General features: G+C 69.9%; 17 protein-coding genes. 11 read left to right on the forward strand and 6 right to left on the reverse strand.

What is annotated here, in order from left to right; all coding sequences use genetic code 11:
• Positions 1 to 27: 27 nt before the first annotated feature.
• On the reverse strand, positions 28 to 642 hold the full coding sequence (gene ribA, locus QM732_RS23760; RefSeq protein WP_415658558.1) for a GTP cyclohydrolase II: 615 nt from the start codon (positions 640 to 642) through the stop codon (positions 28 to 30).
• An 87-nt stretch (positions 643 to 729) separates the two neighbouring features.
• Between ribA and QM732_RS23765 the strand changes: the two genes are divergently transcribed.
• Positions 730 to 1,425 carry a dienelactone hydrolase family protein gene (locus QM732_RS23765; protein WP_415658559.1) on the forward strand — a complete coding sequence of 232 codons (696 nt, stop codon included), beginning with the start codon at positions 730 to 732 and terminating at the stop codon, positions 1,423 to 1,425.
• 395 nt (positions 1,426 to 1,820) lie between these two features.
• A complete protein-coding gene (locus QM732_RS23770; RefSeq protein WP_415659433.1) occupies positions 1,821 to 2,402 on the forward strand; it encodes a uracil-DNA glycosylase family protein in 582 nt (193 codons plus the stop codon).
• 9 nt (positions 2,403 to 2,411) lie between these two features.
• Here the strand turns inward: QM732_RS23770 and QM732_RS23775 are convergent, their stop codons facing one another.
• Both QM732_RS23775 and QM732_RS23780 read right to left on the reverse strand, forming a co-directional pair.
• Positions 2,412 to 5,513 carry a diguanylate cyclase gene (locus QM732_RS23775; protein ID WP_415658560.1) on the reverse strand — a complete coding sequence of 1,034 codons (3,102 nt, stop codon included), beginning with the start codon at positions 5,511 to 5,513 and terminating at the stop codon, positions 2,412 to 2,414.
• Positions 5,514 to 5,540: 27 nt separating this feature from the next.
• Positions 5,541 to 6,005, reverse strand: coding sequence for an Lrp/AsnC ligand binding domain-containing protein (locus QM732_RS23780; protein ID WP_415658561.1), 465 nt, complete (start codon positions 6,003 to 6,005; stop codon positions 5,541 to 5,543).
• Between the two features lie 88 nt (positions 6,006 to 6,093).
• Between QM732_RS23780 and QM732_RS23785 the strand changes: the two genes are divergently transcribed.
• Positions 6,094 to 9,651: an L-glutamate gamma-semialdehyde dehydrogenase gene (locus tag QM732_RS23785; RefSeq protein WP_415658562.1), complete on the forward strand. Its 3,558-nt coding sequence runs from the start codon at positions 6,094 to 6,096 to the stop codon at positions 9,649 to 9,651.
• Positions 9,652 to 9,983: 332 nt separating this feature from the next.
• Here the strand turns inward: QM732_RS23785 and QM732_RS23790 are convergent, their stop codons facing one another.
• Positions 9,984 to 10,553 carry a GNAT family N-acetyltransferase gene (locus tag QM732_RS23790; protein ID WP_415658563.1) on the reverse strand — a complete coding sequence of 190 codons (570 nt, stop codon included), beginning with the start codon at positions 10,551 to 10,553 and terminating at the stop codon, positions 9,984 to 9,986.
• Positions 10,554 to 10,588: 35 nt separating this feature from the next.
• On the opposite strand from QM732_RS23790, the gene QM732_RS23795 reads away from it, so the two are divergent.
• Positions 10,589 to 10,816: an oxidoreductase-like domain-containing protein gene (locus QM732_RS23795; protein WP_415658564.1), complete on the forward strand. Its 228-nt coding sequence runs from the start codon at positions 10,589 to 10,591 to the stop codon at positions 10,814 to 10,816.
• On the opposite strand, the gene QM732_RS23800 is transcribed toward QM732_RS23795, so the two are convergent.
• The gene (locus QM732_RS23800) at positions 10,786 to 12,339 is read right to left on the reverse strand and encodes a methyl-accepting chemotaxis protein (RefSeq protein WP_415658565.1); all 1,554 of its coding nucleotides are present in this window, start codon (positions 12,337 to 12,339) and stop codon (positions 10,786 to 10,788) included. The genes QM732_RS23795 and QM732_RS23800 overlap by 31 nt on opposite strands.
• Before the next feature lie 143 nt (positions 12,340 to 12,482).
• Here QM732_RS23800 and QM732_RS23805 point away from each other — a divergent pair, with 143 nt between their 5' ends.
• Genes QM732_RS23805 through QM732_RS23815 form a run of 3 tightly spaced genes read left to right on the forward strand, consistent with a single transcriptional unit; the run spans position 12,483 to position 15,096 of the window.
• Positions 12,483 to 12,905 (forward strand): hypothetical protein, encoded by a 423-nt coding sequence (locus tag QM732_RS23805; RefSeq protein WP_415658566.1) that lies wholly within the window; start codon positions 12,483 to 12,485, stop codon positions 12,903 to 12,905.
• Between the two features lie 10 nt (positions 12,906 to 12,915).
• Entirely contained in the window at positions 12,916 to 13,191 is a 276-nt protein-coding gene (locus QM732_RS23810; RefSeq protein WP_415658567.1) for a DUF2164 domain-containing protein, read from the forward strand.
• A 39-nt stretch (positions 13,192 to 13,230) separates the two neighbouring features.
• Positions 13,231 to 15,096, forward strand: a complete 1,866-nt coding sequence (locus QM732_RS23815) for an ABC transporter ATP-binding protein (protein ID WP_415658568.1) — start codon at positions 13,231 to 13,233, stop codon at positions 15,094 to 15,096.
• Between the two features lie 56 nt (positions 15,097 to 15,152).
• On the opposite strand, the gene QM732_RS23820 is transcribed toward QM732_RS23815, so the two are convergent.
• Positions 15,153 to 16,160: a hypothetical protein gene (locus tag QM732_RS23820; protein WP_415658569.1), complete on the reverse strand. Its 1,008-nt coding sequence runs from the start codon at positions 16,158 to 16,160 to the stop codon at positions 15,153 to 15,155.
• Positions 16,161 to 16,227: 67 nt separating this feature from the next.
• On the opposite strand from QM732_RS23820, the gene QM732_RS23825 reads away from it, so the two are divergent.
• The 4 genes from QM732_RS23825 to QM732_RS23840 all read left to right on the forward strand — a co-directional run bounded on the left by QM732_RS23825 (position 16,228) and on the right by QM732_RS23840 (position 19,507).
• Entirely contained in the window at positions 16,228 to 17,427 is a 1,200-nt protein-coding gene (locus QM732_RS23825; protein ID WP_415658570.1) for a diguanylate cyclase domain-containing protein, read from the forward strand.
• A 10-nt stretch (positions 17,428 to 17,437) separates the two neighbouring features.
• Positions 17,438 to 18,250 carry a pyrroline-5-carboxylate reductase gene (proC, locus tag QM732_RS23830; RefSeq protein ID WP_415658571.1) on the forward strand — a complete coding sequence of 271 codons (813 nt, stop codon included), beginning with the start codon at positions 17,438 to 17,440 and terminating at the stop codon, positions 18,248 to 18,250.
• A complete protein-coding gene (locus QM732_RS23835; protein ID WP_415658572.1) occupies positions 18,251 to 18,793 on the forward strand; it encodes a chorismate--pyruvate lyase family protein in 543 nt (180 codons plus the stop codon). It begins immediately after the preceding gene.
• A 165-nt stretch (positions 18,794 to 18,958) separates the two neighbouring features.
• Positions 18,959 to 19,507, forward strand: coding sequence for a hypothetical protein (locus QM732_RS23840; protein ID WP_415658573.1), 549 nt, complete (start codon positions 18,959 to 18,961; stop codon positions 19,505 to 19,507).
• Positions 19,508 to 19,566 lie beyond the last annotated feature (59 nt).

Raw genomic sequence — 19,566 nt, forward strand, 5'->3', positions numbered from 1 at the left:
CCTTGGCGCCGGGCAGGGCGTCTGCGCTCATTCGAAGAGATGGCCCAGGTCGTGGTGGCCCATGGACTCGGCCTTGGTGCGCAGGTAGCGTTCGTTCTCGGGGCCGGGGCGGGTCAGCGAGGCCTCCCGCTCCACCACCTCGATGCCGAACTCGGCCAGCGCCGCCATCTTCAGCGGGTTGTTCGTCAGCAACCGGATGCGGTGTACACCCAGGGCGCGAAGCATGCAGGCGGCGGCGTCGTAGCGGCGTGCGTCGATGGGCAGTCCCAGGGCGGCATTGGCCTCGATGGTGTCCTTGCCTGCGTCCTGCTCGGCGTAGGCGCGCAGCTTCTGCACCAGCCCGATGCCACGGCCCTCGTGTCCACGCATGTAGACGATGGCACCGCGCCCTTGGGCGGCAATGCGCTTCATCGCGCTCTCCAGCTGGGGCCGGCAGTCGCAGCGCAGCGAGCCGAAGACCTCGCCCGTCATGCACTCGGAATGCACGCGCACCAGCGGCGGTTCCTCGCCAGGCGAGCCGGCCAGGTCGCCCAGGCTCAGCACCACATGCTCCTGGCCGCCGTCGCTCTCGCGAAAGCCGTGGATGACGAACTCCCCATAGGGCGTGGGCAGGCGGGTGGAAACGATGTGTTCGATCTTCATGGCGAGCCCGCATTGTCCCCCTGAGCGGGAAAACCCCGGGCGAATGCGGCAGGATAGGCCTCCACAACACCGACATCGAGGAACACCATGGCCCAGAACATCCACTTCCAGCGTCCTGATGGGGGCAGCCTGAGCGGCTACCTCGCAGAGGCCAACCGGCCGCTTGGCGCGGTGGTGGTCATCCAGGAGTGGTGGGGATTGAACGACCAGATCCGCGGTGTTGCCGACCGCTTCGCGAGCGCCGGCTTCACGGCGCTGGTGCCCGACCTGTACCGTGGCAAGCGCACCGTCGAGGCCGAGGAGGCCCACCACCTGATGACGGGCTTGAACTTCGGTGACGCCGCGTCGCAGGATGTGCGCGGCGCCGTGAACTACCTGAAGGGCCTGAGGCTGGGCACCGGCAAGGTGGGCATCACCGGCTACTGCATGGGCGGCGCGCTGACGGTGCTGGCATCGACGCTGGTGCCCGAGGCCGACGCAGCCGTCGTCTGGTACGGCATGCCGCCGCTGGAGTACGTGGACGCCAGCAAGCTCAGGATCCCGCTGCAGGCCCACTGGGCCACTCAGGACGAATTCTTCGCCATCGCTGGCGTCGACAACCTGGAGGCCAGCTTTGCCCAGGCCGGCGTGAACTATGAAGGCCACCGTTACCTGGCCCACCACGCCTTTGCCAACGAGACAGCCCAGGGGCCGCACCGCATTCCGCAGACCCAGTACGACGCGGCCTGGGCGCAGCAGGCCTGGGACCGGTCTATGCGGTTCTTTGGCAAGCACCTGGGATGAGCCACTTTGAGCCATTCGGGGGCTGACACCTGGGACACGGCGATGGCTGGCACCCTGGCGGTTTCGGCGGAGCTCCTGGGTGCAGGCTGGACAGTGCCCGGCGCTCGGCCGGTGCATTTGCAGGCGATGCCAGATGGAGGTTGGTGCCGGGGCGCGATGCTCGGGGCTGCCGTACCGCCGGAGGTGAAGCGGAGCTGTTCGGTGCCGATACGTCGGCCTCTTCCGTTGTTGGCGCGGGTCGAGTCCGTGCAGCCCATGCCGCGCGCTGCGCCCCATGCGCTGCAGCGGGACTTGGTGGGCCATCCGGAGTTGCTTTGCGCGATGCAGCCCGCGCCTGCCTGGACAACCTCACCCGTGTGAAAGCAGATTGCTCTTCAATCGTGGTGTTGCAGCGCATGCTGCCTGAGCTGCGTGCCTGCACGGCCTGCGAACCGGCCCTGCCGCTGGGCGCCAAGCCCATCTTCCAGCTCGACCGGCGCGCGCGCATCCTCATCGCCAGCCAGGCACCGGGCCGTGTTGCGCACGAGAGGGGAAGGCCCTTCGACGACGCCAGCGGCGACCGCCTGCGCCGATGGCTGGGCGTGTCGCGTGAGACCTTCTACGACCCGGCCTGCTTCGCCATCCTGCCGATGGGACTGTGCTTCCCAGGCAAGGGCGCATCGGGCGACCTGCCGCCGCGGCCGGAATGCGCGCCGCTGTGGCGCGAACGCGTGCTGAGCGCCCTGCCCGAGATCGCGCTGACGCTGGCCATCGGCCAGCATGCCCTGGCCTGGCATCTGCACAGCCGGGCGCCGGTGGACGCGCTCGTGTCGGGTTGGCGCGAGCGCCTGGCGCGCGGCCTGCTGCCCCTGCCCCACCCCAGCCCGCGCAACCAGAACTGGCTGAAGACCCGGCCCTGGTTCGAGGCCGACGTGCTGCCGGCGCTGCGCGAGGCCGTGACCACCGCCCTCAGGTCCGCCGGGCGCGAGCCGAGCTGACCGTTCCCGTCACCATGCCGGGGCGGATTCGGCAGTGCCCCGCACGCTGCGCCGGATCTGCAGGCGCGGCTCATCCGGCCAGCCATCGGCGTCCAGGTCCAGCTCGTCGGGCCGCAGACCGGTGGCGCGCAGGGCACCGACGTAGCCGTCGCGGCCCTGTTCCTTGGCGGCATACAGGGCGGCATCTGCCAGGCTCAGCGTGGCGTCCCAGTCCCAGACGCGCGGCGCGTCGGGGTCCAACGGGAAGACGGCAAAGCCGATGGACACGCTGACCGGCAGCGTGCGCCCGTCGGGAAGCGTGAAAGGCTGGTCGCGCACCGTGGCGCAGAAGCGCGCAGCTAGCTCGGTCGCGCCGCTGCGGGCGCCGCCGCGCGCCAGGGCCAGGAATTCCTCGCCCCCCCAGCGCACCAGCACGTCGCTCTCGCGGAAGACCGTGCGCAGCCGGCGCGCAAACTCCACCAGCACCTGGTCGCCTGCGGCGTGGCCGTAGCGGTCATTGATGCGCTTGAAGTGGTCGATGTCCATCAGCATGACGAGCAGGTCGGCCTCGTCGTCGGGGTTGCGGTGGCGCGGCTCCGTGTAGTGGCGCAGGCACAGCTGCAGGTCGGAGGCGACGCGCGAGTCCAGGTAGCGGCGGTTGCGCAGGCCGGTCAGCGGGTCGGTGGTGCTGGCCTCGCGCAGCTCTGCGGTGCGCTGCTCTACCAGGGCCTGCAGCGCCGTCTCGCGGCGCACCAGCTGGGCGGTGCGTCGCGCCACACCCCAACGCAGCAGCGCCCAGGCCGCGCCAAGCAGCGCCAGCAGTGCGCCGGCCTGGGCCCAGCGTGTCTGCCACCAGGCAGGGAGCAGCTCGACGTCGAGCAGCAGCGGCCGATCGCTCCACACGCCATGGTGGTTGGTGGCGTAAACCTCCAGCCGGTAGCGGCCCGGTGACAGGCCGCCGTAGCTCGCGAAGCGGGCACTGGCGTCGGTGAATGCCCAGCGCGCGTCCCAGCCGTCCAGCCGCATCATGTAATGGAGCTTGGCGGGGTCGATGTAGTCCAGCGCGGCGAATTCGACGGCGAAGCTGCGCGTGCCCGCCGGCAGCTTGAGGCCTTGGCTCAGATCCTGCTCTGGGCGAAAGGGCTGGCCGTCACGGCGCAGGCTGCTGACAACCACTGGTGGCGCGTAGCGCGACGGCGCGAAGGCCAGCGGCTCCACCACCAGCAGTCCGCGGCTGCCGGAGAAGAGCAGGCGGCCATCGGGCAGGGCGGCATCGGCGAAGAAGCGCGGCGTGCCCATGGGCGGACCTTCGGCGCCGCTGAGTTCGTCGAGGCGGTCGGCAGCCGGGTCGTAGACGGACTGCTGGCTCCACACCCGGCCCTTGCCGTCCTCGTGCAGGTTCACGCCGAAGGGCCGGCCCGGCGCGCCCAGGCGCTCGCTGATGCGCTCAAAGCGCGCGCGGCCCCGTTCGTCGTAGCCCTTGAGCCGGTGCAGGCCGCTAACGGCGGTGTCCACGTAGAGACTGCCGTCGCGCGTCTGCAGCAGGCCCAACACCGCGGGAAAGCCCAGCGCTTCGCCAGGGACCGTCTGCACCTCGGTCAGGCGCTGGCCGTCCCAGCGGAACAGGCCGGCTAGCGCGCCCACCCAGAGCCGACCGCCGGACTCAGCGCGCAGCGCATGCACTCCGCCGCGCAGCGGCTCGCCGTCGGCACGGCGGGCGCGTTCAACGCGTGGGGCCTGCGGTGATGGCAAGCGGTACAGCCCGTCCTGCATGCCGACCCAGACTTCGCCCCCCGCGTCGGTCGGCAGCACCAGCACACGGTGGGCGCGGCCGCCCTCCAGCGCCCAGCTGGCGAGCAGGCGGGCGCTGCGCGGCTCACGGCGCTCCAGACGCCCATTGGCCACCAGCCAGACGCTGCCGTCCGGCCCCTCGGCGAGGTTGTCCACCGGCGTGTCGGCCTCGCGCGGCCAGCGGCCCACTGTGTGCAGCTGCGCGTCCAGCAGCGCCACCGGGCCGCTGTGCGTGGCCACCATCAGCAGGCCATCGCGGCGGGGCAGCAGGCCGCGCAGGTCGCTGCTGGCCAGCGGGCTGCCCGGGTCGGCGTCGGGACCGCGCACGGCCAGGGCCGGATGCCGGTGATGGCGCTGCAGGCCTACTCCATAACCGCCAACCCACATGGAGCCGGTCTGGTCACGCAACAGCACGTTGACGTCGTTGCCGGCCAGGCCGCCGGGCAGGTAGGGGTTGTGGCGAAGCTGGCGCACCAGTGCGCCGCTTGACCCGTCCAGCCAGGCGATGCCGTCGGTCAGGCCAGCCCAGATCATGCCGTCCTCGCCCTGCGCAAGTGCCTGCACGCCGCCCTTGAAGCGCGCAGCCAGCCAGCGCGGCTGGCCGTCGATCTCGATACGGCCCACGCGGCCGTCCACGCTGCCGAACCAGAGTCGCCCGCTGCGGTCCTCCAGCAGCGTGCTGACGCCGACGGCACCTTCAGGCAGTACCAGCTGCGTCCAGCTGCCTTTTGCGTCACGATGCGCGAGACCCTGCCAATGGCCAGCCCACAGCGTGCCGTCGGTGCCCACGGCCAGCGCCAGCACGCGGCGCTCCGGCTCGCCGTCCACGACCAGTGGCTCGGCGTCGAAGCGGCCGGTCCTGGGCTCGAAGCGCAGCAGGCCCTGGCCCAGCGTGCCCACCCAGACCCGGCCGGCGCGGTCCTCCGCCAGTGCGCGTATGGGCGTGGGGCGATCGCTGCCGCCGCCCAGCATGCGCACCCGGTCGAAGGCCGGCTCGTAGCGGGCCAGGCCATTGATCTCGGTGCCTATCCACATGCCGCCGTCGGCCGCCGACGCGAGCGAGCGTACCCAGCCTAGGTTGCGTTGCACGGGCGTGGCGCCCTCGCGCTCGATGGGGCGCAGGCGGTAGCCATCGAAGCGGGCCAGGCCGTCGCTGGTGCCTATCCAGATCAGGCCCTGCTTGTCCTGGGCCAGGCTGCCTACCACGTCGCGTGGCACCGCCACGGTGGCGAACTGCGGCTCCAGCGCATCGGTGAAGGGCCGCGCTGCGGCCAGCGGGGCCAGGGCGGCCAGCAGCAGCGCGGCCAGGCCGCGCCAATGCGTGGGACGGCGTGCTGTCATGGGGCGGATTCCATCACAAGGCCGGCCTCAGAACGGCAGGGCATTCGTCGACTTGACTTCCTCCATCACCGCATAGGTCCGCGTCTCCCGCACGCCCGGCAGCGACCAGATGACGCTCCCGATGAATTCCCTGTAGGCACCCATGTCGCGCACTCTCGTCTTCAGCAGGTAGTCGAAGCCGCCGGCGACGAGGTGGCACTCCAGGATCTCGGGCCGTGCCTGGACGGCCGCCTTGAAGGTGTCCATCACATCCTGCACCGTGCGGTCCAGGTGTACCTCGATGAAGACCAGCATGGCCGCGCCCAGCTTGGCCGGATTCAGTCGCGCTTCGTAGCCCAGGATGTAGCCGTCGCGAGTCAGCCGCTTCACTCGCTCCAGTACGGCGGTGGGCGAGAGGTGCACCGCCTCGGCCAGCTTGAGGTTGGAGATGCGCCCGTCGGCCTGCAGCACGCGCAGGATGCGTTCGTCGATCTTGTCCAGGTTGTCGATCATCTGGATTTTTAACTGTTGATGCGTTGATTCTCGGAATTTAATCCAAGGGAGCCCTGGATACATTGCCGTATCTCACCAGGAGTACGCCATGTCCACGCCCTTCGTCGCCCCACCCGAACAGCCCCGGCTGCCTGATGCCTACCGGGCCGAGGCCGGCGTCGTGCAGGCCTTGGCCGAACGCGTCGGTGGTGCGCTGAACTGGCCTGGTGTCATCACGATGGCGGGCCCCTGGGTGGAGCAGGTGCGCAAGAACCCGGCGCCGTTCTGGGCCATGGAATCGCTGCTGCGCGAGTACCCGATCACGAGCGCCGAGGGCCTGGCCTTGATGCGCCTGGCCGAGGCGCTGCTGCGCGTGCCAGACGCACCCACGGCCATCGCACTGACGGCCGACCAGCTCGGCCGGGCGGACTTTGACGGCGCCAGCGAGGGCAGCCCGCACAAGATGCTGGCCGCGCTGTCGGCTTCGGCCATCTCGTTGTCCAAGCGCTTCCTGCCCGGTGCCGACGATGACGGCGGCCTGTTCAAGCGCCTGGGCGCGCAGACGGTCGTGGCGGCCACCGTGCGTGCCATCCAGTTGCTGGGGCGGCAGTTCGTGCTCGGCCGCAACATCCAGGAAGCCATGGGCGAGGCCGATGCGGCGCGCAGGCAGCAAAAGCAGCTGCGTTTCAGCTACGACATGCTGGGCGAAGGCGCTCGCACCGAGCATGACGCCGAGCGCTACCAGGCCGCCTACGTCGGCGCCATCCAGGCCATCGCCGGCGGCCGCCGTGCCGAGTCGCCCGAGGGCTCCGACGGCATCTCCATCAAGCTCAGCGCGCTGTTCAGTCGCTACGAGGTGCTGCAGCGTGATCGCGTGTTCGCCGAGTTGCTGCCGCGCGTGTGGCGGCTCATCGAGCTGGCTGCCGAGGCCAACATCAACCTCACCATTGACGCCGAGGAGGTCGATCGCCTGGAGCTGTCGCTGGACGTGCTGGACACGCTGGCCGCCAGGATCGCCATGGTCCACCCGCAGTGGCGCGGCTTCGGCCTCGCGGTGCAGGCCTACCAGACGCGCGCGCTGGCCGTCGTCGACGAGGTGGCGGCTATCGCCCGCAGGCACGGCCTGCGGTTCATGGTGCGCCTGGTCAAGGGTGCCTACTGGGACGGCGAGATCAAGCGCGCCCAGGAGCTGGGCCTGAATGCCTACCCGGTGTTCACGCACAAGCAGCACACCGACGTCAGCTATCTGGCCTGCGCCCGCGCGCTGATCCAGCATGCCGACGTCATCTACCCGCAGTTCGCCAGCCACAACGCCGGCACCATTGCCGCCATCGTGCAGATGGCCCGCGCGACTGGCGCCCGCTTCGAGATGCAGCGCCTGCACGGCATGGGCGAAGGCGTCTACCGGGAGGTGCTGAAGGACGGCACCATCCCCTGCCGCGTCTACGCGCCGGTGGGCGAGCACCGCGACCTGCTGGCCTACCTCGTGCGCCGGTTGCTCGAGAACGGCGCCAACTCATCGTTCGTTCACCAGCTTGCCGACCCCAGCGTGCTGGTGCCCGAGTTGCTGGGTTCGCCGTTGGCCGAACTGCGCGACAGCAGCGCGCTGCCACTGCCGCCGGAGCTGTACCTCGATGAGCAGGGCCGCGGCCGCGCCAACTCCACGGGCGCCGACCTGACCGCGCCGGCCCAGCGCGTGCCGCTGCAGGCTGCGCTGCAGGCGTGCGAAATCCGTGCCGTCGCCGAAGCCACGGCGGCGGATGTCGACGCTGCCATGAGCCGCCTGCAGGCCGGCTTTGCCGGCTGGAACGCCACACCCGTCGTGCAGCGGGGCGCCATCCTGCGCCGCGCCGGCGACGCGCTGGACGCGCGCCTGCCCGAGTTCTGCGCGCTGTTGGTCAAGGAAGCCTTCAAGACCCAGGCCGATTGCGTTGCCGAGGTCCGCGAGGCCGTCGACTTCCTGCGTTACTACGCGGACCAGGCCGAGGCCGACGCGGCGCTGATGCAGGGCCGTGGTGTCTTCGTCTGCATCAGTCCGTGGAACTTCCCGCTGGCCATCTTTGCGGGCCAGGTCGTCGCGGCGCTCGTGGCGGGCAATACTGTGGCCGCCAAGCCCGCCGAGCAGACGCCCTATGTCGCGCTAAAACTAGTCGAGCTGCTGCACGAGGCCGGTGTGCCGGACGACGCGCTGGCGCTGCTGCACGGCGCGGGAGAGACGGTGGGCGCGGGCCTGGTGGCCCATGCCCATACGGCCGGCGTTTGCTTCACCGGCTCCACGGCTGTCGCGCAGATCATCAACAAGGCCCTGGCCGCCAAGCCCAACTCGCCCGTCCCGCTGATCGCCGAGACTGGCGGCCTGAATGCGATGGTCGTCGACTCGACGGCCCTGCCGGAGCAGGTCATCGATGCCGTCGTGCAGAGCGCTTTCCGCTCCGCCGGCCAGCGCTGCTCGGCCCTGCGCCTGCTGTGCGTTCAGTCGAGCATCGCCGACGGCGTTATCGAGATGCTCAAGGGTGCGCTGGCGCAGCTGCACGTCGGTCAGCCAGCCCGTCTCGCCACCGACGTCGGCCCCGTCATCGACGACGAGGCCCATGCCAGCATCAGCCAGCACGTCGAGCGCCTGAAGCGCGATGCCCGGCTGTTGGCCGAGGCCCCCGTGGCCGAATCCATGCCGCGCCAGATCCGTCCGGTCGCTTTCGAGCTGCCGCGCATCGCCCACCTGGGCGATGAGATCTTCGGCCCCGTGCTGCACGTCGTGCGCTTCGAGGATTCGGTCGACGAGGTCATCCAGGAGATCAACGCGCTGGGCTATGGTCTGACGCTGGGCATCCAGACCCGTATCGACAGCCGAGCCCTTCGCCTGGCCGACGAGGCACGCATCGGCAACGTCTACGTGAACCGCAACATCATCGGCGCGGTGGTGGGCGTGCAGCCCTTCGGCGGCGAAGGCCTGTCGGGCACCGGCCCCAAGGCTGGCGGGCCGGACTACCTGCGCCGCTTCTGCGCTGAGCCGCAGCTCGACGCACCGCTGCCCACGCTCGCCATGGACGGCCGCGGCGAGGCGCTGGCCGTGGCCGCGGACGACGCCTGGCGCGACACGCCGCTGGCGGAGCGCATCGCCACGCTGCGCCGCGCCGCCGACACGCTGGATGCGTCGACAGCCCTCGCGTTGCGCGGCCTCTTCACCGCGGCACAGGCGCAGTTCGCCGACATCACCCTGCCCGGCCCCACCGGCGAGAGCAACACGCTGCGCCATCACGCCCGGGGCGTCTTCGCCGTGCTGGGCCGCGGCGAAGCAGGCCTGGCGGCGGTCGTCAGCGCACTGCTGGCGGGCAACAGCGCCATCTGGCTGGGCGGCGACGAGCGTGCCCGCCAAGCCCTGCTGCGTGCCGGCTTGCCGGCCACTGCCCTAACGCTGCTGCCCGACACGACGCTGCCGGGCCTGATCGCCGCGCCGCATCTCGCTGGCATTGCGCTCGCATCCTCCGACGCGGCGGCGGCTCACGTGCTGTCCCAGGCCCTGGCTGCACGCCCCGGTGCCATCCTGCCGCTGGTGACGGCGGCCGGCCATACGCGCCAGCTCTACCGTTTTGCGGCGGAGCAGACGCTGACCATCAACACGGCGGCGGCGGGCGGCAACGCCGCCCTGCTGGCCGGTGTGCATTGATGCACTGACAGCACACAAGAAAAGGCCCTCTGCAGGCGGCAAGCACCGGGAGAGGGCCAAATCCACCCAGGGGCGGTGGAGGAGACAAGCGGTATTGCGACGTCGCAATGTTGCGATGCAGCATAACCGAATCCGGGCCGGTTTGTGTGACAGAACGGAGTCACTTGCGGAATCACCTTCTGCGTCGTGGCGACCTTGACGGCGTCGGCCGGTTGCTGGTGACGCGCGGGCCCGGACGCTTCAACGCGTGGTTGACCTCCCGGGCAAGGTGAGCAACCACTCCGGTTGGCGTGCGTGGCGGTGCGACGGTAGCCGCGTGGGCGCCAGGCAGATCAGGGTGAAACGACGCGTCGACGCAGGCCGGTGCCAGGCGCCACGACGTGCGCGAACATCCAGAAGTCGCCTGGCTGGCCCCGGACCAGGCGGTAGCTGCGCAACAGGCCCTCACGCTCGAAGCCGCAGCGCTCCAGCACGTTCATGGACCTCAGGTTGGAGGCCAGGGCCGTCGCCTGCACGCGCAGCAGGCCGACATGGCCGTGCGCCCATTCGACGAGGGTGCGCGTCAAGTGGCTGGCGATGCCCTGCCCCCAGACGGCCGGTGACAGGTCGTACGCCAGTTCGGCCGTGCGGTGCTCAGGAGAGACGGTGTGAAAGCCGATGGAGCCCACCATGTGGCCGCCGGCCCGCTCGGCAATGGCCAGGCGCAGCGGGGATGAAGGCGTGCGCGGCGTGTGTTCGGCGGCGTAGGAATCAAGCTCGTTGGAGGCCTGCGGACTCCAGCTGGTGTGCTCCTGGACGGCGGGCAGGGACAGATAGTCGAACCAGACCGGAACGTCAGCCGCCGTGATGGGGCGCAGCCTCACGAGAGGATGACCGGACTCGGGCAGGGCGGTGAATTGCATGGAGGGGATTCTGCTCACCCGCACAATCCATGGCGATGCTGCCGATGACACCGCCCCCAGCGCCCGACGCGGATCCCATGCCCCAGCCGCCGCTCCAGCCCGACCTGGAGGCCTGCTGCGGCAACGGCTGCGACCCCTGCATCTTCGATCTCCATGACCTGGCGATGGACGAGTACCGCCGCGCGCTGCGCGAATGGCGGCAGCGCCAGCCGGCGATTGCCTCCGGTGCCGATCAGGCCAGCCTGAACACCGCCACCGACTGAACGAGCTGCTGGGCCTGTTGCTTCAGGCTTTCCGCGGCGGCGGCGGACTCCTCCACCAGTGCGGCGTTCTCCTGCGTTGCGCGGTCCATCTGCGTGACGGCCTCGCCCACCTGGGCCACGCCGGAGCTCTGCTCGCGGCTGGCGGCGCTGATCTCGCCCATGATGTCGGTGACGCGGCGGATCGAGGAGACCACCTCGTTGATCGTTGCGCCCGCGCCATCCACCTGGCTGCTGCCCAGCTCCACGCGCTCGACGCTGGCGGTGATCAGGGCCTTGATTTCCTTGGCGGCCTCGGCCGAGCGGCCGGCCAGCGTGCGCACCTCGCTGGCGACGACCGCGAAGCCGCGTCCCTGCTCGCCGGCCCGCGCTGCCTCCACCGCGGCATTCAGTGCCAGGATGTTGGTCTGGAAGGCGATGCCGTCGATGACGCCGATGATGTCGGCGATCTTGCGCGAGCTGTCGCTGATCTCGCGCATGGTCTGCACGACCTGACCCACCGCATCGCCGCCGCGCACAGCGACGCCCGATGCGGCCAGTGCCAGCTGGTTGGCCTGCTGCGCGTTGTCGGCATTGCCGCGCACGGTGCTGCCCAGCTCCTCCATCGATGCTGCCGTTTCCTCCAGCGCAGAAGCCTGCTGTTCGGTGCGTGCCGACAGGTCGTGGTTGCCCGACGAGATCTCGGCCGAAGCCGTTGCCACGCCCTCGGCGCCCTCGCGCACCTCGCGCACGATGGACGCCAGGCGGCCCTGCATCTCGTGCAGCGCCGTCAGCAGCTTGCCCGTCTCGTTGCTGCCGCCGCTGGTGATATGCATCGCCAGGTCACCCGCGGCGACGCCGGTGGCTACCCGCACTGCCTCGTTCAGTGGTGCCGTCACCGTGCGGATCAGCCACCAGCTCATGAAGCCAGCCAGGCCCAGCGCCACCAGCACCAGCACGATGACCTGGGTGCGCGCGCTGCTCGCCTCGGCCTCGGCTGCCGCGGTGGACAGGGCCATCAGCTTGTCGCCCAGAGCGACCAGCTCGTCCACCGCGCCCATGTAGGCGGCCTGCTTGGGCGGCAGGTCCACCAGCAGGCCCTGCGTGGCGCCGGCGACGTCGCCGGCCTTGAGCTGCTTGATGATCTGGTCGCGCACGGTGCGGTAGCCGCCACGCGCATCGTTGAGCTTGGCAAGGCCGGCCTTGCCAGCGTCGGTGGTCATGATCTTGCCGAGCTGCTCCAGCGTCTTGGCGGTGGACTTGGAGCCCGCGTCGATGACGGCGTACTCCGCATCGATGGCAGCCTTGTCGCCATTGGGTCCCAGCAGCACCAGGTTGCGCAGCGCGCGCGCCACGTTGTTGTTCGTGTCGCGGATCGAACCGAAGGCCTTCACCTTGGGATATCGGTCTTCCATCGCCAGCTTGAACTGCGCGTCCATCGCACCCAGCCGCGCCAAGGCCAGCGCACCCATCAGCACGATCAGCAGGCCCATCGCCGCGAAGCCCAGCATCAGCAAGGTCGCGATCTTGGTGTTTTTCAAGCTCATCCGGTCATCCTTCCCATGCCCCGGCCGGGGCGACCAAGAATTCTTCATCGCGGCGGTCGATTGCGACAGATGCCACCTGGGACGGGCATGCGATTTGCGGCAGGACTGCACAATCGCTGCTCCCGGATTCAACGCCTTGTCTCATGCGCCTGAAGCTCGCCCTGTCCTTCATCGCCCTGCTGCTGCTCGTGGCGGCCTGGTTCGCCTTCGCCTGGCGCTGGAGCTATGCGTCGGGCGAGCGCGCCGGCTGGGTGCAGAAGTTCTCGCGCAAGGGCTGGATCTGCAAGACCTGGGAGGGCGAGCAGGCGCTGGTGTCGCTGCCGGGCTCCAGTACCGTCGAGAAATTCCAGTTCACCGTGCATGACGAGGCCGCGGCCGATGCCATCAACAAGGTGATGGGCCGGCGCGTCAACCTCCACTACGAGGAGAAGGTAGGCCTGCCAACCTCCTGCTTCGGCGAGACCCGGCATTTCGTGACGGGCGTCACGCTGGTCGACGAGATCTCGCTGTCGCCCGGGGTCACGGTGCCCCAGCCGACCCAGCCGGCCTCGGCCGCCAGCCGCTGAGGGCCTTGCCATGGCCATCGAACTCGAGCGCGGCCAGCGCGACCAAGCCATCCAGTCGCTGACGCGCTATGTCGATCAGGAGCTGGAGCTGAGGCTGGGCAATGTCGCAGCCGGCGCGCTGCTGGGCTTCTTCCTTGAGGAGATCGCCCCGCTTGTCTACAACCAGGCGGTTGCCGACGTGCAGGAGCGGCTGGCGCAGCGGGTGGCCGAGGTGGACGTGGACGTGCATGAAGACGCCTTCCAGTACTGGGGCCGGCGGGACGCCAGGCGGCCAGGGCGACGCTGATGCCATCAGCTGTCAACACAGTCCGGCGACACTAGCCGGATGTCGTTGTTTCAGCCGCTGACCTCGCGCTTCGAGCGCCTTGTCGACCCTTATCCCGAGACCGCCGGCGTCGCCCCGCCGACGCGCTTCTTCGCCTTCCTGTGGCGCTGCGCCGACGGCGTGCGGCCGCACTTGTTCGCGGTCATGCTGTTCACGGCCGGCATCGCGGCAGCCGAGGCGCTGCTGTTCAGCCTGATGGCCTCACTGGTGGACTGGCTGTCCACGCTCAAGCCGGCCGAGCTCTGGAGCCAGCCGCAGCCCGTCGTGCTGATGCTGCTGGGAGTGCTGGCTGCCAGCATCGTGCTCGCGTCGGCCCAGGCCCTGCTGAAGTACCAGGGGGTGTTCGGCAACTTCCCGATGCGGCTGCGGTGGATCTTCCACCGCCGCATGCTGTCGCAGAGCCTGGCTTTCTTCGGCGACGAGTTCGCCGGCCGCATCGCCACCAAGGTCATGCAGACGGCGCTCGCCGTGCGCGACACCTGGCTCATCGTCGTCGATATCCTGGTCTACGTGGCCGTCTACTTCGGCACGTTGGTGGGCATCGTCGCCAGCTTCGACGCCTGGCTGATACTGCCCTTCGCCGCCTGGCTGGGCCTGTACTTGCTCGCGCTGCGCTTCTTCGTGCCTCGGCTGGGCAAGATCGCCCAGGCCCAGGCCGACGCGCGCAGCCTGATGACGGGCCGCATCACCGACGCGTACACCAACATCGCGACCGTCAAGTTGTTTGCCCATGGGCGGCGCGAGGCCAGCTATGCCAAGGCGGCCATGCAGGACTTCATGCTTACGGCTTACGGCCAGATGCGTCTGGTGACCGGCTTCGAGGTCGTCAATACGCTGCTGTCGGCGCTGCTGGTGGGCAGCACGGCACTGCTGGCGTTGTGGTTGTGGGGCGTGTCGGCCGTCGGTGTGGGCGCCGTCGCTGCGGCCACCGCGATGGCGATGCGACTCAACGGCATCTCGCACTGGGTGATGTGGGAGATGGCCTCCCTCTTCGAGCACATCGGCACCGTGCAGGACGGGCTGGCCACGCTGTCCAAGCCGCAGGCCATCGCCGATGCACAAGGCGCTGCCGAGCTGACGGTAACGCATGGCGAGGTTCGCTTCGAGAACCTGCGGTTTGCTTACCCCAACGGCAAGGTCGTCGTCGACGGGCTGGACCTGACCATCAGGCCCGGCGAGAAGATCGGGCTCGTGGGCCGCAGCGGCGCGGGCAAGAGCACGCTGGTCAATCTGCTGCTGCGCCTGTACGACCTGCAGGACGTGAACGGGAAGAGCGGTGGTCGCATCACCATCGACGGTCAGGACATCGCCCACGTCACGCAGGACTCGCTGCGCCAGCACATCGGCATGGTCACGCAGGACACCTCGCTGCTGCACCGCTCGGTAGCCGACAACATCCTCTACGGACGCCCGGGCGCCAGCCCCGCCGAGCTGGTGCGCGCCTCCGAGCGGGCGCATGCCGAAGAGTTCATTGCGGCGCTGTCCGATCCCAAGGGCCGCACTGGCTTCGAGGCTTTTGTCGGCGAGCGCGGCGTCAAGCTCAGCGGCGGCCAGCGCCAGCGCATCGCCATCGCTCGTGTGATGCTGAAGGACGCACCCATCCTGCTGCTGGACGAGGCGACGAGCGCGCTCGACAGCGAGGTCGAGGCCGCCATCCAGCAAAGCCTCTATACGCTGATGGAGGGCAAGACGGTGGTGGCCATCGCCCACCGCCTGTCAACCATCGCAGCGCTGGATCGCCTCATCGTCATGGACGCCGGCCGTATCGTCGAACAGGGCACACATGCGGAGCTGCTCGCTCAGAACGGCATCTATGCGAGGCTCTGGGCGCACCAGAGTGGCGGCTTCCTCGGGTTGGAGGACTGAGCACGGACCGAGGACAGCGCCTGCGCGTTGTCCAAGCGGCGTGCAGGCTGCTTGACTTAGCGCGGTGTCAGCGAAGTGCTCTCAGGCATCGCTGCACCTCGCAGCTGTGCGTCCAGGAAGGCCGTGCTCAGCCGCATGGCCTCGTTCAGATCAGCCTGTGCGGCCTCCGTCGCGCTCCCGCTGCGCGGGCCGCGGGGCGAGCCGCCGGCCGGTCCCTGGTCGCCGCGTCCGCCGCCCATGCCGCTGCGCTGCCCGCCCATGGCCTCGCGGCCATGGTGCTGGTCCTGGGTGTGCCAGCCCTCGGGCGCCAGCGTGCCGGACAGCGCGGCATGCGACGGGCCAGGCGGGCTCAACAGCCAGCCGGCGCCAGGGCGCAGGGTGTCGAAGGCGCGGCGACGCTCGGCAGGCTGCCTGACGAGGCCCAGCGCATCGCCGTCGGTGTCACTCGTGATCAGCATCGCGGGCGGCGTCGCGGCGGCCGCGGCCATCGGGGGCGGACTGATGGCGATGACGGCACGTGGCAGCCAGGCACCGGTGTCGCTCCCCAAATCCAGCACCGCCTGCGCGCCGGTCTCGTAGCCGGCCACGGCTGCGCGCTGCCAGTCCAGCTCCGCGCCGATGGCCAGTGGGGTGGCGTGCAGCGCCGCAAGCAGGCGCCGCAGCGCGTTCAGGCGGGCGGCACGCATCGTGTCGCCGTAGTGAAGCTCGCCCAGTTCGCGAAACTCGCCGGCGCGTGCGAGTGCCGATCGCCAGGCGGCGGCATCTTCTTCCAGCGGCTGCACGGCCAGTACGGCGTAGCCGGCCTTTGCCCATGTGGCGGCCCAGCGCTGGCCGGCCTCGCTGCCCTGGCCGATGCCGGGCAGGTAGACAACCACCGGCAGAGGCCCGGAGACGACGGCACTGCGCGTGACCGTCACGCGCCGGCCCTGCAGCTCAAAGCTGGCAAGGGACAGGTTCAGCTCGCGCGCTGCAGTCTCGGCCCAGGGCTTCGGGGGCGGCGGTCCGCCAGCGCATGCGGTCAGGGCGAGAGTGGCGGCGAGGGCGAGGGCGCGGGCAGGCAGCATGCCCGGACGATAACGCCCACGACGTGGCCGTGTGCGAACCTGTCGCTGCACTAGCATGGCGCCGCTCATGCCTCTCGACCTTGCCACCACCTTCACCATCAGCGTCATCGTCCACGTGATGATGGGCGCCCTGCTCGGCCTGTTCTGGCGCAGCGCGCGGCGGCGGCAGACGGCGGGCATGGGCTGGTGGGTGCTCAACGAGGCGGCGCTGGGCGCGGGCGCGCTAATGCTGATGGTCAGCGCTGTCAATCCCGCCTGGCCCATCCTCGCAGCCGGCAATGCCGCCTTCCTCATCGGCATGCCCATGCTGGAGCTGGGCCTGCGGGTCTGGTTCGGCCGCCGCCTGTGGCCGGGCCTGGCCTGGCGCTGGGGTCTGGCTGCGCTGGGTTTCGCGGCATGGTGGTGGTCCTGGTCGCAGGGCTGGGACTATGCGGCCCGCTCGGTCGTCTTCACCGGCGTCAACACACTGCAGGCGCTGCTGTTCGCACAGTACCTGTACTCCCAACTGCGCGATACCGCCGATCGGCCTTCGCGCCTGGCGCTGCAGCTGATCGGCGGTGGGGCGCTGCTCATCATCTTCATGAGCCTGTGGCGGGCGATGCAGAACTGGCCCTATGCCGGCACGGGCATGTCGCCGCCGGGCCACCTGCTGGCCGTGCTGATGGTGGTGAACATCGCAGTGGCCGTGACGCGCGTGTCAGCCATGCTGCTGATGCTGCATGGCCGCGTGGAGGCTCGGCTGCAGCAGGCCAGTGCCGAGCTGGAGCGGCGCGCCAATGTCGACTCGCTGACCGAGGTGGCCAGTCGCGCCCATTTCGAGGCGGCCAGTGCCGTGCTGCTGCGGCAGGCGCGCGCGAGCCGGCTGCCGGCCTGTCTGATGCTGTGTGACATGGACGGCTTCAAGGCCGTCAATGACCAACTCGGTCACCCCGAGGGCGACGCGCTGCTGCAGCGCTTTGCCGACCAGCTGCGCGGCGCGCTGCGTCAGGGGGACCTGGCCGGCCGCATGGGCGGTGACGAGTTCGCCGTGCTGTTGTTCAACTGTTCGCTGCCGACTGCCTTGCGTATCGGCGGGCGGCTGCGCGAGGCGGTGGCTGGCCTGCGCGCCCGCGACGGCCGCGGCGTGACGCTCAGCGCCGGCCTGGCCGAGGCAGCGCCTGGCGAGGACTTTGCGGCCCTGTACCGGCGCGCCGACCAGGCGCTCTACGCGGCCAAGGCCGCCGGCCGCAACTGCGTCATGCCCGCTGGCGGAGTTGACAGGCCCTAGACTCGTTCCCATGAGTGCAGAACAGATCGCTTTCATCGGCGGCGGCAACATGGCCAGCGCCATCATCGGCGGGCTGTTGCGCGCCGGCATGAAGCCCGCCCAGTTCACCATCGTCGAGCCCCATGCGCCGCAGCGGGAGAAGCTCGTCGGCGAGTTCGGCGTCGCGGCCCTGGCGGCAGGCGACGCAGGCCTGGCGCGTGCCGGCGTCGTCGTCTGGGCCGTCAAGCCGCAGCTGTTCGGTGCGGCGTCGGAGCCCGTCAAGGACTGGGTGGGCGGTGCGCTGCACCTGTCGGTCATGGCCGGCATCCGCTCGGACGCGCTCGTTGCCGCTACCGGCAGCGAGCGCGTCGTGCGCGCCATGCCCAACACGCCGGCGCTGATCGGCCAGGGCATCGCCGGCCTGTTCGCGCGGCCGGCCGTGTCGGCCGACGAGCGTGCCACCGTCGAGCGCCTGCTCGCGCCCACCGGCCAGACGCTTTGGGTTGCCCGCGAGGATGATCTCGACGCTGTGACGGCGCTGTCGGGCTCGGGGCCGGCGTATTTCTTCTTCTTCGTCGAGGCCATGATGGCCGCCGCTGTGGAGATGGGCCTCACGGCCGAGCAGGGCCGGCGCCTAGCGCTGGCCACCTGTGCCGGTGCGGCCGCTCTGGGCCTTGCGTCGGACGAGTCGCCCACGACGCTGCGCGAGCGCGTGACCAGCAAGGGTGGCACGACGCACGCGGCTATCACCTCCCTTCAGGACGATGCCGTCGATGCGACCATCCGCCGCGCGGTGCTGGCGGCGCACAAGCGTGCGGCGGAACTGGGTCGAGAATTCGGCTGAATGGGCATTGCGACGAGAGACAGTCTGCGCGACTGGTTGCGCGCGCCGGGCTCGCTGAGCCGCCGTCTGGCCCGTCTCGGAGAGCGCTTCGAGGTCCAGGTGCTGCGCCAGGGCGTCGTGCCGTTCCGGGCACTGGAGCGTGCTGCGCTGGGCCTGCCGCCGCGCGGGCTGACGGTGGTGCGCGAGGTGATCCTGCGAGTGGACGGCGAGCCCCTGGTCTGGGCGCGTTCGGCCGTGCACCAGCGCGCCACCACCGGTCCCTGGCGGGCGCTGAAGGGCCTGGGCGCGCGGCCGCTGGCCCACCTGCTCTACGACGACCCGTTCATCAGCCGCAGCGAACTGCAGCCGCGCCGCCTGTCCCGCCAGGGACACACCCGCCGTCACGCGGCCCGCCAATGGCAGGAAGCCACGGGCGCTGCCATGTCGTCGCAGATGCTGTGGTCGCGCAACTCGGTATTCAGCCGCGCCGGTACGCAGTTGCGAGTCATGGAGCTGTTCGCGCCAGCGCTGGCCGCTCACCGTCCGGGCCGGCCCGTCAGCTAGCTGTCGTAGAGCTGACGCCCCCATGATGGAAGTGTTTTCATGACGTCATAAATTCGTGCTTCGCCCATAAACGCTCATAAACTTGGTCCGTACCAGAGGGGCGTTAGTAGACCGAGCCGTGCAGCGATGCACAGGCCGGCAGGGTGACTGGAATTGGGGGCAATCATGAACACGCGAGACGTGGTGATCTTCAGCGGCGAACGCTTTGTCGTGCCGCAGTGCATTCAGAGAATCGACCATCTGTCGACGCACGGGTGGCAGCTGCGCTACGGCGGTACCAAGCTGTTTTCCGACCACAGCCAGGATGGCAGCGGGGCAAGACGTGCGCTGGCGATGGCGACCAAGGAGTTGCTCAGGCGCATTGCGACGCTGCCCGCGCCGTCGCGGCTGCGCCGCACGCCCAGCCGCAAGAAGCAAAGCGACCTGCCTTCGGGCATCTCGGGTCCTATCGTGCGACAGCGTGCCGGCAGCCGCGTGCGTGACTGCAGTTTCGCCGTGACGCTGCCGCGCTTCGGCGAGACGCCGCTTGCGCGCAGCGTCTACATCGGCACGGAGAACACCTACACCGTCGAGCGCTACCAGGAGGCGCTGCAGCGCGCCGTCGCGCTGCGCGAGAAGGCCGAGGCCGCCTACCAGCGCGCTGCGACCCGCGAGCGCCGTGCCCAGGCCCAGGCGCTGAAGCTGAAGATGGGCAGCCTGCTCGGCAAGGCCTGACGCCCGGTTCAATTCACCGGGCGGTTCAGGCGGCTGAAACCCGCTTGAACCGACGCGGG

Source organism: Roseateles sp. (genome assembly GCF_047654805.1).
Classification (GTDB): domain Bacteria; phylum Pseudomonadota; class Gammaproteobacteria; order Burkholderiales; family Burkholderiaceae_C; genus Pelomonas.